Origin of the sequence: Variovorax sp. N23, from assembly GCF_025486315.1 — a bacterium.
Classification (GTDB): Bacteria; Pseudomonadota; Gammaproteobacteria; order Burkholderiales; family Burkholderiaceae_C; genus Variovorax.
The window spans coordinates 315,390-328,441 of record NZ_JAOOPY010000002.1 but is presented as its reverse complement, the minus strand read 5'-3'; the positions used below and the strand labels follow the sequence as shown (position 1 = coordinate 328,441).

The 13,052-nt window shown below is 69.8% G+C and carries 10 protein-coding genes; 2 read left to right on the top strand and 8 right to left on the bottom strand.

Features of this window, described 5'->3' with window-relative positions:
- Nucleotides 1-24: 24 nt before the first annotated feature.
- Nucleotides 25-1,647, bottom strand: a complete 1,623-nt coding sequence (locus tag N8A90_RS04495) for a carboxyl transferase domain-containing protein (protein WP_262073448.1) — start codon at nucleotides 1,645-1,647, stop codon at nucleotides 25-27.
- A gap of 95 nt (nucleotides 1,648-1,742) precedes the next feature.
- On the opposite strand from N8A90_RS04495, the gene N8A90_RS04490 reads away from it, so the two are divergent.
- On the top strand, nucleotides 1,743-3,467 hold the full coding sequence (locus N8A90_RS04490) for a Na+/H+ antiporter (protein ID WP_262073447.1): 1,725 nt from the start codon (nucleotides 1,743-1,745) through the stop codon (nucleotides 3,465-3,467).
- A gap of 11 nt (nucleotides 3,468-3,478) precedes the next feature.
- Here the strand turns inward: N8A90_RS04490 and N8A90_RS04485 are convergent, their stop codons facing one another.
- Together N8A90_RS04485 and N8A90_RS04480 are read right to left on the bottom strand one after the other, a co-directional pair.
- Nucleotides 3,479-5,143, bottom strand: a complete 1,665-nt coding sequence (locus N8A90_RS04485) for an AMP-binding protein (protein ID WP_262073446.1) — start codon at nucleotides 5,141-5,143, stop codon at nucleotides 3,479-3,481.
- Between the two features lie 9 nt (nucleotides 5,144-5,152).
- Nucleotides 5,153-6,334, bottom strand: coding sequence for an isovaleryl-CoA dehydrogenase (locus tag N8A90_RS04480; protein ID WP_262073445.1), 1,182 nt, complete (start codon nucleotides 6,332-6,334; stop codon nucleotides 5,153-5,155).
- A gap of 136 nt (nucleotides 6,335-6,470) precedes the next feature.
- Between N8A90_RS04480 and N8A90_RS04475 the strand changes: the two genes are divergently transcribed.
- Nucleotides 6,471-7,496 (top strand): AraC family transcriptional regulator, encoded by a 1,026-nt coding sequence (locus N8A90_RS04475; RefSeq protein WP_262073444.1) that lies wholly within the window; start codon nucleotides 6,471-6,473, stop codon nucleotides 7,494-7,496.
- A 16-nt stretch (nucleotides 7,497-7,512) separates the two neighbouring features.
- Here N8A90_RS04475 and N8A90_RS04470 read toward each other — a convergent pair whose 3' ends face one another.
- The 5 genes from N8A90_RS04470 to N8A90_RS04450 form a co-directional block, all read right to left on the bottom strand.
- Nucleotides 7,513-7,797 carry a hypothetical protein gene (locus tag N8A90_RS04470; RefSeq protein ID WP_262073598.1) on the bottom strand — a complete coding sequence of 95 codons (285 nt, stop codon included), beginning with the start codon at nucleotides 7,795-7,797 and terminating at the stop codon, nucleotides 7,513-7,515.
- A 122-nt stretch (nucleotides 7,798-7,919) separates the two neighbouring features.
- On the bottom strand, nucleotides 7,920-8,765 hold the full coding sequence (locus N8A90_RS04465) for a PA4780 family RIO1-like protein kinase (RefSeq protein ID WP_262073443.1): 846 nt from the start codon (nucleotides 8,763-8,765) through the stop codon (nucleotides 7,920-7,922).
- Between the two features lie 100 nt (nucleotides 8,766-8,865).
- Nucleotides 8,866-10,086, bottom strand: coding sequence for an MFS transporter (locus N8A90_RS04460; RefSeq protein ID WP_262073442.1), 1,221 nt, complete (start codon nucleotides 10,084-10,086; stop codon nucleotides 8,866-8,868).
- 37 nt (nucleotides 10,087-10,123) lie between these two features.
- The gene (locus tag N8A90_RS04455) at nucleotides 10,124-11,725 is read right to left on the bottom strand and encodes an MFS transporter (RefSeq protein WP_262073441.1); all 1,602 of its coding nucleotides are present in this window, start codon (nucleotides 11,723-11,725) and stop codon (nucleotides 10,124-10,126) included.
- 100 nt (nucleotides 11,726-11,825) lie between these two features.
- Complete coding sequence (locus N8A90_RS04450) at nucleotides 11,826-13,052, bottom strand: MFS transporter (protein WP_410087634.1); 1,227 nt, start codon at nucleotides 13,050-13,052, stop codon at nucleotides 11,826-11,828.

Below are 13,052 nucleotides of genomic sequence, written 5' to 3'. Positions count from 1 at the left end.
TATGAAATATGAAAATCATACACATCACATGCGGAACACGCCAAACTTCGGTTCCGGGATGGGCGCATTGCGCGCGGCGGCCAGCCCCAACGCCAGCACCCGCCGCGTGTCGGCCGGGTCGATGATCCCGTCGTCCCACAGCCGCGCCGTCGCGTAGTACGGGTGGCCCTGGTCTTCGTACTGCTGGCGGATCGGCGCCTTGAAGGCCTCCTCTTCTTCCTTGCTCCAGCTGCCGCCCTTGCCTTCGATGCCGTCGCGCTTGACCGTGGCCAGCACGCTCGCGGCCTGCTCGCCGCCCATCACGCTGATGCGCGCGTTGGGCCACATCCAGAGGAATCGTGGGCTGAACGCACGGCCGCACATGCCGTAGTTGCCGGCGCCGAAGCTGCCGCCGATGATGACCGTGAACTTCGGTACGTTGGCCGTGGCCACCGCGGTCACCATCTTGGCGCCGTGGCGCGCGATGCCTTCGTTCTCGTACTTGCGGCCAACCATGAAGCCGGTGATGTTCTGCAGGAACACCAACGGGATCTTGCGCTGGCAGCACAGTTCTATGAAGTGCGCGCCCTTCTGTGCCGATTCGGAGAACAGGATGCCGTTGTTCGCGACGATGCCCACCGGCATGCCCTCGATCTCCGCGAAGCCGCAGACCAGCGTGGCGCCGAAGCGCGACTTGAACTCGTGGAACTCGCTGCCGTCGACGATGCGCGCGATGATCTCGCGCACGTCGAAGGGCTTGCGCGTATCGGTCGGAATCACCCCGTAGAGCTCTTCACGCGGGAACTCGGGTTGTCGCACGTCGGGGTGCGGCGCATCGGTCGCATCCTTGCGGTTGATGTTGGCGATGGCCGAGCGCGCCAGCGACAGCGCATGCAGATCGTTCTGCGCCAGGTGGTCGGCCACGCCCGACAGGCGCGTGTGCACGTCGCCGCCGCCCAGGTCTTCGGCCGTGACCACCTCGCCGGTCGCCGCCTTCACCAAGGGCGGACCACCCAGGAAGATGGTGCCCTGGTCCTTCACGATGATCGACTCGTCGCTCATCGCCGGCACGTAGGCGCCGCCGGCCGTGCAGGAACCCATGACCACCGCGATCTGCGCGATGCCCTGGGCGCTCATGGTGGCCTGGTTGTAGAAGATGCGGCCGAAGTGGTCGCGGTCGGGGAAGACCTCGTCCTGGTTCGGCAGGTTGGCGCCGCCGGAATCCACGAGATAGATGCAGGGCAGTCGGTTCTGCTCGGCGATCTCCTGCGCACGCAGGTGCTTCTTCACCGTCAGCGGGTAGTAGGTGCCGCCCTTCACCGTCGCGTCGTTGCAGACGATCATGCAGTCGACGCCGCTCACGCGGCCGATGCCGGCGATCAGGCCGGCGCCGGGTGCCGACTCCGCGCCCTTGGCGTCCAGGTACATGCCGTAGGCCGCCAGCGGCGCGATCTCCAGGAAGGGCGTACCCGGGTCCAGCAGCTCGGCCACCCGGTCGCGCGGCAGCAGCTTGCCGCGCGCCACGTGCTTGGCGCGAGCCGCTTCGCCGCCACCGGCCTCCACCTTGGCGAACTGCGCATGCAGGTCGTCGACCAGTGCGCGCATCGCGGCGGCGTTGGCCTGGAAATCGGCCGAACGGGCGTTCAACTTCGTCTCGAGTTTGCTCATGCTCATCCTTTGGATGTCATCCGTCGGACGGCCGCCCCTGCGCTCGCCGATGATGCATCCGTTACTGTGGTCGTCGTTGTTGTCGAAATACGCTCATGCATACCGTTGAAACCGTGCTCCTGGTCCTGATGCTGGGTGCGCTCACGGGCATCGCCGCCCGCTATGTCCGCGCCATTCCGCTGCCCCTGATCCAGATCGCCCTGGGCGCGGCGCTTTCCTGGCCGCAGAAGGGCCTGCACATCAGCTTCGACCCGGAGCTGTTCCTGCTGCTGTTCATTCCGCCGCTGCTGTTCGCCGACGGCTGGCGCATTCCGAAGCGCGAGTTCTTCGCGCTCTACCGGCCCATCCTGAAGCTGGCGCTCGGCCTGGTGCTGTTCACCGTGATCGGCCTGGGCTACCTGATCCACTGGATGATTCCGGAGATGCCGCTGACCGTCGCCTTCGCGCTGGCCGCCGTCATCTCGCCCACCGATGCCGTGGCCGTCTCGGCCATCACGCGCAACCTGGGCATGCCCGCGCAGACGATGCGCGTGCTCGAAGGCGAGTCGCTGCTGAACGACGCCTCGGGCTTGGTGGCGCTGAAGTTCGCCGTGGCGGCAACGCTCACCGGCGTCTTCTCCTGGACCGCGGTGACCCGCGACTTCCTGTGGATCGCCCTGGGCGGCATCGGCGCCGGCGCGCTCATCGGCTGGGGCTTCGCCGTGGCGCGCGACACCGTGACGCGGCGCCTGGGTGACGTGGCCGCCACGCAGATGGTGCTGCTGCTCGTGCTGCTGCCCTTCGCGGCCTACATCGTGGGCGAGCGCATCGGCGTCTCGGGCATCCTCGCGGCGGTGGCCGCCGGCGTGATGACGAATTTCGCGGACCTCAGCCGCAGCGAGTTCGTGGCCGAGCGCATGCAGACCCAAGGCACCTGGGCCATGGTGGAGTCGGCCTTCAACGGCGCCGTCTTCCTGCTGCTGGGGCTGCAACTGCCGTCGATCATCGGTGTGACGCTCAAGGAGGCCGGGCATCTCTGGTGGGTGCTGGCCGGCTACGCGGTCGCGATCTCGTCGGCACTGCTGGTGCTGCGCTGGATCTGGCTCACGCTGGGCGTGCAGGGCAGCCTGTGGCGCGCCCACCGCGACGGGAAGATGGCCGAGCGGCCCTCGCACCTGCTCACGCTGGCCAGCACGCTGGCCGGCATCCGCGGCGCCGTGACCCTGGCGGGTGCCCTGTCGGTCCCGATGCTGCTCAACAGCGGCGCTCCCTTTCCGGGTCGCAACCTGCTGGTCTTCCTGGCGACCGGCACCATCCTCTTCACGCTGGTGGTCGGCAGCATCGGCCTGCCGCTGGTGCTGCGCCGCATGCCGCCCAGCGGTGAGCCGGCCGCCACGCGCGAAGAGCGCCACGCGCGGCTGGCCGCCTGCCAGGCCGCGATCGCCGGCATGGTGCTGAGCAAGGAGCAGGCCGCCGCGGCGGACCCGAAATGGGTGGCGCAGTACCAGGAATCCGCCGGCCGGCTGACGCAGGAATACCGCAAGCGGATCGACCTGCTCGAAGATGCGCCGGCGCCCGCCACGCCCGAAGCGCTCGCCGAAACGACCGCCGTGGTCCGCCAGCGCCGACGGCGCTACGTGGTCGAGCTGGAACTGCGGCTGAGCTCGCTGCACGTCGAGCGCGAGGCCCTCTACGCGGAACGCCACGCCCACCGCATCAACGACGAGTCGCTGCGCAGCCTGGTCGCCGAACTCGACCTGCAGGAAGTGCCGCTGCGCCAGCGCCTGGCCATCGCGCGGCACGCCGCCGGTGTCGACGCGCCACCGAACAGCGCACCCTGACGCGGGCGCAGTCATGCGGTCTTGTCCGCCTGCAGGCCCAGCCTGGCCGCCATCTCGTCGCGGATCTTGAACTTCTGGATCTTGCCCGTGACCGTCATCGGAAAGACGGTGACGAACTGGATGTACTTCGGCACCTTGTAGTGCGCGATCTGGCCCTTGCAGAAGTCGCGGATCTCGTCCTCGGTCGCCGTCTGGCCCGGCTTCACGATGATCCAGGCGCACAGCTCCTCGCCGTATTTCTTGTCGGGCAGGCCGACCACCTGCACGTCCTGCACCTTGGGATGGCGGTAGAGGAATTCCTCGATCTCGCGCGGGTAGATGTTCTCGCCACCGCGGATCACCAGGTCCTTGATGCGGCCGACGATGTTGACGTAGCCCTCGTCGTCCATGGTGGCGAGGTCACCGGTGTGCATCCAGTGCTCGACGTCGATCGCCTCGCGGGTCTTTTCCTCGTCGCCCCAGTAGCCGTGCATCACCGAATAGCCGCGGGTGCAGAGTTCACCGGATTGGCCGCGCGCCACGATCGCACCGGTCTCGGGGTCGATGATCTTCACCTCGAGGTGCGGCTGCACCGTGCCGACCGTCGACACGCGCTTGTCCTGCGGCGTGTCGGTGCTGCTCTGGCAGCTGACCGGGCTGGTCTCGGTCATGCCGTAGGCGATGGTGATCTCGCGCAGATGCATCTGGCCGACCACGCGCTTCATCACCTCGGTCGGGCACGGCGAGCCGGCCATGATGCCGGTGCGCAGCGTCGACAGGTCGAACTCGGCGAAGCGCGGATGTTCGAGCTCGGCGATGAACATGGTCGGCACGCCGTGCAGCCCGGTGCAGCGCTCGGCCTGCACCGTCTCGAGCACGGTCAGCGGATCGAAGCCGTCGTTCGGGTAGACGATGGTGGCGCCGTGCGTGAGCACCGCCAGGTTGCCCAGCACCATGCCGAAGCAGTGGTACAGCGGCACGGGAATGCACAGCCGGTCTTGCGGCGTGAGCTTCATGCACTCGCCGATGAAGAAGCCGTTGTTCAGGATGTTGCGGTGCGTCAGCGTCGCGCCCTTGGGAAAGCCGGTGGTGCCGCTGGTGAACTGCACGTTGACCGGCTCCGTGGCCTTGAGCGTGGCGCCGATCCGGGCGATGCGCGCATCCTGCGGATCGCCGCTCGCCAGCAGCGCCGAGAAGCGCTGCATGCCGTCCTCGTCCGCCTCGCCGGCCTTGTCGATCCACACCGTGTGCCGCAGCAGGGGCAGGCGCCTGGCGCCCAGCTCGCGCAGCATGCCGAGGTAGTCGCTGCTCTTGAAGCGCGCCATGGTGACCAGCGCCTTCACGCCGACCTTGTTGAGCGCGTACTCGACCTCCGACGTGCGGTACGCCGGGTTGATGTTGACCAGGATCAGGCCGATCTTCGCGGTCGCGATCTGCATCAGCACCCACGGCACGTTGTTGTGCGACCAGATGCCGACGCGGTCGCCCGGCTGCAAGCCCAGGTTCAGCAACGCGCTCGCGAGACGGTTCGATGCCGTCTGCAGTTCGCGGTAGCTCAAGCGCTGGCCTTCGTGGCGGCTCACCAGCGCCTCCTGGTCCGGCTGCTTGCCCACCATGTCGTCGAAGAAGGCGCCGAGCGTCTGCTCGATCAGCGGGACGTCGGTGGCGCCCTTGGCGTAGCTCGGGTTCGCTGCCATGGCGCGGCCTCAGACGGTTTCGTTGAAGAGTTCGCGGCCGATCAGCATGCGGCGGATCTCGCTGGTACCGGCGCCGATCTCGTACAGCTTGGCGTCTCGCCACAGCCGCTCGACCGGGAAGTCCTTGGTGTAGCCCACGCCGCCCAGCGCCTGGATCGCCTCGCCGGCCATCCAGGTCGCCTTCTCGGCCGAGTACAGGATGGCGCCGGCGGCGTCCTTGCGGAAGCTGCGCGCATGGTCGTTGCGGTCGCAGGCCTTGCCGACGGCGTAGACGTAGGCGCGCGTGGCCTGCCATGTCGAGTACATGTCGGCGATCTTGCCCTGCATCAGCTGGAATTCGCCGATGCTCTGGCCGAACTGCTTGCGCTCGTGCACGAAGGGGATCACCGCGTCCATGCAGGCCGCCATGATGCCCAGCGGGCCGCCCGAGAGCACGGCGCGCTCGTAGTCGAGGCCGCTCATCAGCACCTTGGCGCCCATGCCTTCGCCGCCCAGCACGTTCTCCTCGGGCACCTCGCAGTTGTCGAAGAAGAGCGGGTAGGTGTTGCTGCCGCGCATGCCCAGCTTGTCGAGCTTGGTACCGGCGCTGAAGCCCTTGAAGCCCTTCTCGACGATGAAGGCGGTCATGCCGCGCGCGCCCATCTCGGGTTCGGTCTTGGCGTAGATCACCAGCGTGTCGGCGTCGCCGCCGTTGGTGATCCACATCTTGCCGCCGTTGAGCACGTAGCGGTCGCCCTTCTTCTCGGCGCGCAGCTTCATGCTCACGACGTCGGAGCCGGCGTTGGGTTCGCTCATCGCCAGCGCGCCGACGTGTTCCCCGCTCACCAGCTTGGGCAGGTACTTCTTCTTCTGCGCTTCGCTGCCGTTGCGGTGGATCTGGTTCACGCACAGGTTGGAATGCGCGCCGTACGACAGACCGACCGAGGCCGACGCACGCGACACCTCTTCCATGGCGACGATGTGCGCCAGGTAGCCCAGCTCGGTGCCGCCGTATTCCTCCTTCACCGTCATGCCGTGCAGGCCGAGGTCGCCCAGCTTCTTCCACAGGTCGTGCGGGAACAGGTTCTCGCGGTCGATGGCGGCGGCGCGCGGCGTGATCTCGTGGTGCGCGAAGTCGTCGATCGCCTCGCGCAGGGCATCGACGGTGTCGCCGAGGTCGAAGTTCAGGCCGGGAAGGCTCGGTGCGGGCATGGGCGTTGTCTCCTCTATGGGGCGTCGCGCGATGCGCCACGAGGCAGCAACGCGCAAAAGCCGCAGCTTACGCCCGCCCCCGGCGCATTTGCCGCCACAATGGTTGCAGATTGCGCCAGCTCCAACGCCACCCGCCATGACCGCCCCTGCCTTCCTCAAACCCGGCCGCGCCGCCACGCCGATGGCCTTCGTGCGAGCGATCGTTCAAGGCTACGAAAGGTACGGCGCGGACCCGGCGAAGGCCCTGCGCGCGGCACAGATCGCGCCGCGCGACCTCGCACGGCCGAACGCGCACGTGACCGCGTTGCAGTTCGAGGCACTCAACGCCCATGCGATGCAGGAACTCGACGACGAGGCGCTCGGCTGGTTCACGCGCCGCCTGCCGTGGGGCAGCTACGGCATGCTGTGCCGCGCCTCGCTCGGCGCCCCCGACCTGGGCGTGGCCATCAAGCGCTGGTGCCGCCATCACCGCCTGCTGACCGACGACATCGTGCTCAACCTGCAGGTGGCGGGCGGCGTGGCGACGGTATCGATCACCGAGCACCGCGAGCTCGGCGCCTTCCGCGAGTTCTGCCTGGTGTCGAGCCTGCGCTTCCTGCATGGCTACGCCTGCTGGGCAATCGACTCGCGCATCTCGCTGCGCAGCGCGCACTTTCCCTTCGCGCCGCCGCCGCACCGCGACGCCTATCCGCTGATGTTCACCGGCGAACTGCACTTCGATGCCGAGCGTGCCCGCTACAGCTTCGACGAACGCTACCTGCACCTGCCGCTGCAGCGCGACGAACCCGCGCTGCGCAGCATGCTCAGGCGCGCCCTGCCGCTGACGGTGCTGCAGTACCGGCGCGACCGGCTGCTGGGCGAGCGGGTACGCGAGCTGCTGCGCCTGCGCCCGACCGAAGCCGCCACGGCGGATGCCATCGCCGCACTGCTCCACATGTCGAGCCGCACGCTGCATCGGCAGCTGCAGGAAGAAGGCGTGCCGCTGCAGGCGCTGAAAGACGAGGTGCGACAGGCGCAGGCCGCCGACCTGCTGCGGCGCACGAGCCGGCCGATCAAGCAGATCGCGCTGGCCGTGGGCTTTCGCAACGAGAAGAGCTTCTCACGCGCGTTCCGCGAATGGACCGGCACGACGCCCGGCGAATTTCGGCGCGCGGGGCGTTGAGACTGCCGCCCCACACTCAGTAGCGGTAGGGATTGTTGGGACGGCGGTCGTAGCGGTTGGGCACGCCGTCACGATCGTTGTCGCGCATGCCGCGGCGGGGGCCATGGCGGTCGTAGCGGCGATGGTCATAGCGATGGTCGTAACGCGGCCGCACCACATGGCGCGGCGGTGGCGGCGGGACCACCACCACGCGTGGCCGGTAGTCCGGGCGATGGTCGTAGTGCTGGGCCTGGGCCGGCGCGCTCAGGGCGGCCAGTGCCAGAAGTGCGGCGGTGCCGAGGGCAAGGGACATCTTCTTCATCATGGCAACTCCTTCGTGGGCGTCGTGTTCAGGAGCCTCGATGCTGACGGCCCGATATGAACGCCACGTAAGGCTGCGACGAATTCTGATGAACAGGTGCAACGCGGCTGAACGACGGCGAATCAGCCGCCGGCCATGCGCACGCGGCGCGCCGACTCTTCGGCCCGCGCATCGTCCACTTCGCGCAGCACGCCGCCCACGTCGACCGGACCGCTGGCGCGAACGAACTGCCCCGTCAGCACCGTGGCGGTGTCGAGCTCGCCGCGTTCGTAGAGGCTCCAGATCTCCTCGCCGTAGCGGCTGTGCAGCAGCGCCGGCGCGAACTGGCCGAAGAAGACCTTGAGGTTCTCCACGTCGCGCAGGAGCATGCGTTTGGCGTGGTTGTTGCCCGCGGCGTCGACCGCCTGCGGCAGGTCGATGATCACCGGCCCGTCGGCGGCGAGCAGCACATTGAACTCCGACAGGTCGCCGTGCACGACGCCCGCGCACAGCATGCGGACCACCTCCTTGAGCAGCGTCGCATGGTGGCCCAGCGCGTCCTCCGCGCTGAAGACCACGTCGTTCAGGCGCGGCGCCGCATCGCCCTCGGCGTCGGTCACCAGCTCCATCAGCAGCACGCCGTCGCAGAAGTTGTAGGGCACCGGCACGCGCACGCCGGCGGCGGCCAGGCGGTAGAGCGCGTCGACCTCGGCGCTCTGCCAGGCGGCCTCGGTGGCCTGGCGGCCGAACTTCGTGCCCTTGGCCATGGCGCGCTGCAGGCGCGTGTTCTTGACCTTGCGGTTCTCGGTGTAGTCGACGGCCTGACGGAAGCTGCGGTTGGTCGCTTCCTTGTAGACCTTGGCGCAGCGCGTTTCGTCGCCGCACCGCACCACATAGACCATCGCCTCCTTGCCGCTCATGAGCTGGCGCACCACGGTGTCGATCAGGCCTTCGTCGACGAGCGACTGCAAACGGGGAGGAGCTTTCATCGGGGCATTCTGCGCTGCAGCCGGGGTCGCCCCCTTGCCATGCCCCTCGGCCGCGCGGACCGTGCAGCCGGCTTCGCCATGCTGCTGCGTCGCAAGGGACCTACGCCACGGCCTCCGGCAGCCGCTGCAGTCCGCCGACCTGCGAGCGCACGATCAGCAGCGCCTGCAGCACGAAGCCCGCGAGCGCCAGCCACAGGCAGGCGGCCTCGCCCCAGCGCGCGCCGACCAGCCCGCCGAGCGCGGCACCGATCGGCCGGGCACCCGCGTTCACCGTGAGGAACAGCGCGCCCACGCGACCGAGCATCGCGGCGGGCGTGAGGCTCTGGCGCAGCGTGGTCGAGGTGATGGTCCACACGATCGGCCCCGCGCCGAAGAGGAAGAAGGACAGCCCCGCGACCCAGGCGCTCGGCACGAACAAGGTGGCGACCATGGTCGCGGCGGCGGCCACCGACACCACCGGCCCCAGTTGGATCGCGCGGCCGAAGGGCATGGCGCGCACCAGGCGTGGCGCCAGCAGCGCGCCCACCACCATGCCCCCGCCGAAGGCCCCGAGCGTGACGCCGACCACGCCGGCGCCCAGCCCCAGCACACGGATCGCATACGGAACGTAGGCAGCCTGCAGCACGAACCACGCAATGTTCCAGGCCACGGCGGTCAGCAGCATGGGCCGCAGCATCGGGTCGCGCCAGACGAAGACCGCGCCGTCCTGCACCTCGCGCAGCGGATGGCGCGCCGCGCGCGGTGCCATCGGCGGCTCGACCAGCCGCCACAGCAGCGCGACGGCGGCGACCGACAGCACCGTCGCCAGCACGAAGGCGGCCGACGCGCCGGCCCACGCCACCAGCGCACCACCGATCGCCGGCCCGCCGGCATAGGCGGCACTGCGGGCGAGTTCCAGCCGTCCGTTGGCCTGCGCCAGCGCGGCGCGCGGCACCAGGGCGGGCACCAGCGCCGGCGCCGCGACGCTGAAGGCCACCGTGCCCACCGCGCCGATGAAGCCCAGCACCGCGAGCCCGCCGACCGACAGCCGGCCCGTCGCCACCGCCGCGAGCAGCCCCAGCAGCGACGCGGCGCGCAGCAGCTCCGCACCCACCATGAGCCGACGGCGTGGCAAGCGGTCCGCCATCCAGCCGAGCGGCAGCGACAGCAGCAGGAAGGGCAGCGTCTGCATCGCCGCGAGCAACCCGATCTCGCCCGGCCCGGCGCCGAGCAGCAGCACGGCCACCAGCGGCACGGCCGCCAGGCTCAGTTGCTCGGCCGACTGCGCGGCCAGGTTGGCGCCGGTGAGGGCGGCGAAGGAACGGGGGAGTGATGGGCTCATGACAACGTGCTGACTGAGAAGCCCCGATGGTCGGGGCTCACGCGCCGCGACGCTGGCCATTTGCGGACATGCCACTGCCGCCGATCCACAGCCACGCACTCGCCGCACTCAGCAGCGCCAGCACCGCGCTGATCCCCATCACCCACCGGAACCCCGCCACGAAGGCGTGCTGCACCGCCGCCTTCACGGCCTGCGCGCTGGCGGCGTCGAGGCCCGCGGGCGCCTCGGCCGCGGCGAGGCGGCTGCGCTGCGTGTCCAGATGCGCGACGAGTTCGGGCGGCGCCTGCATCTCGCGCAGGCTCGCCGCCAGGCTGGCATCGAAGGCGGCAGCCATCACGAGCCCGAACACGGCGACGGCCAGCACGGCCGCGGTGCGCGACACCGCGTTGTTCACGCCCGAGGCGATGCCCGCCAGGTCGGGCCCGACCGCGTTCATCACGGTGGTGGTGAGCGGCGCGACGGTGATCGTCATGCCGATGCCCAGCACCACCACGGCGGGGAAGAAGGCCGTCCAGTAGTTCGCGCCGATGCCCGGCAGCGCGAAGAGTGCGAAGCCGACACCGGCGATCGTCGGGCCGACGACCAGCGGCAGGCGCGGTCCGAAGCGGTCGACCAGCTGCCCGGCCTTGGCGGAGAACAGGAACATGATGACGATGAAAGGCAGCAGCGCCGCGCCGGCCACCGTGGCGGAGTAGCCCTGCACCTGGATCAGGTTGAGCGGGAAGAAGTACAGGCCGCCGCCCAGCGCCGCATAGAGCAGCAGCGTGAGCACGTTGGCGCCGCCGAAGTTGCGGCGCGCGAACAGGGCCAGCGGCAGCATCGGCGCACGGGCGCGCGACTCGACCCATACGAAGGCGGCGCTCGCCACGATGCCGACGAGCAGCGCCGCGATCACCGCCGGCGCATGCCACTGCTGCACCGGCGCCTCGATGAAGGCGTAGACGATGCCGCCCAGGCCGACCGTCGCGAGCACCGCACCGAGCACGTCAAGCCCGCCCGCCGACGGGCTGCGGCTTTCAGGCACGCGGCGCCACACCACCCACAGCACCACCGCCGCCATCGGCACGTTGATGAGGAAGGCCCAGGTCCAGGAATACTGGTCGACCAGCCAGCCGCCGATGACAGGGCCGATGGCCGCGGTGATGCCGCTCGCGCCCGACCAGGTGCCGATCGCCTTGCCGCGCTCGCCTTCCGGGAAGGACGCGCTGATGAGCGCGAGGCTCCCCGGCACCAACAGGGCCGCGCCGATGCCCTGCACCGCGCGCGCGGCGATCAGCTGCTGCACCGTGGCCGATGCGGCGCAGGCCGCCGACGCGACCGCGAAGAGCGCGACGCCGATGGCGAAGATGCGGCGCCGGCCGAAGTGGTCGCCCAGCGAGCCGCCGACCAGCAGCAGCGCAGCGAGGAAGAGCGCATACGACTCCACCACCCACTGCGCCTGGAAGGCATCGGCGTGCAGGTCGCGCTGGATGGCCGGCAGTGCGACGTTGACCACGGTGCCGTCGATGAAGGCCATGCTCGAGCCGAGGATGGCCGCCAGCAGGATGCCGCGCTTGACCGCGTCGGAACAGGGTGCGGCGACATCGTGGCCGCTGCGGATCACGGCGTCGTCGCATGGCGGTTTACCGATCTGGGTCATGGCGCTCCTGGTTGCGCGCCGCACGGGGGAAGGCCAGGCGCCCACGCACTGTGGTGCGAAGGGCGTGGCCCGTCAATCGCCCTCATCGACCGCCGGCGCCTCAGGCGCGGGCAGCGCGCCGGGCGATTCGCTGGTCGCGCCACAGGGCGCCGCCGGCCAGCAGCGCCAGCACCGCGCCGAGCGCGCAGGCAGCCGGCCACCCGCCGAGGCGCCATGCCAAGGCGCCCAGGGCCGACCCGGACGCCGCGCCCGCAAAGTAGGCCGTCATGTAGACCGCGTTGATGCGCGACCGGGCCTCGGGCGCCAGCTGGTAGATCACGCTCTGGTTGCTGATATGCACGCCCGGCAGTGCGATGTCGACCACGAGCATGCCCAGCAGGAACAGGCCCAGGCTGTGGGCACCGAGCCAGAGAAGGAGCCAGCCCAGCGCCATCAGCAGCACCGACACCGCCGTCGTGGTCTGGCCCTGGCCGCGGTCGGCCAGCCGCCCTGCGACGCTCGCCATCAGCGCGCCCGCCACGCCCACGAGGCCCACCAGCCCGATCTGCACGTCGCTCATGCCATGGCTCGGCCCCGACAGCAGCAGGGCCATGGTCGAGAACAGCACGCTGACCGAAGCGAAGCTCAGCGCACCGAGCAACGAACGGCTGCGCAGCCGCGGATGCGCCATGAGCAGCGTGCCGAGCGAGCGCAGCGTGCGCACGTAGCTCTGCGGCGCCGCATTGCGCGAGGCCGGCAGGACGAACCACAGCACCACGGCGACAACCACCATGGCCACGCCCGCCGCGCGGTACACCGTGTGCCAGCCGCCCGCGCCCGACAGAAGGCCGGCGACGCTGCGTGCCGCGAGGATGCCGGTGAGCAGGCCGCTCATCATCCAGCCGACGGCGCGGCCACTGCGCTGCGGGTCCGACAGCGTGGCCGCCATCGGCACCAGCGTCTGCGCGGCAACGGAGAACAGCCCCGTCACCGCCGTGCCTGCGATCAGCATGCCGAGGCTCGATGCGAAGCCGCTCAGGAACAGCCCGGCTGCCGTGAGCAGCATCAGCCCGACCGCCAGTGCGCGCCGTTCGAGCTTGTCGCCCAGCGGCACCAGCAGCAGCAGCCCGCAGGCGTAGGCCACCTGCGCGAGCGTGACGGTGAACGCCGCCGCGGCATCGCTCACCTGCAGGCTCAGCGCGATCGAGTGCAGCAGCGGCTGATTGAAGTAGTTGCTGCCGGCGCACAGGCCCGCGGCCACCGCCATGAGCAGCAGGACCGGAAGGCGAAGATGACCCGGTGCGGCCGCGACTGGCGCCGTCGGGGACAGGACGTGGACGGGACGCAT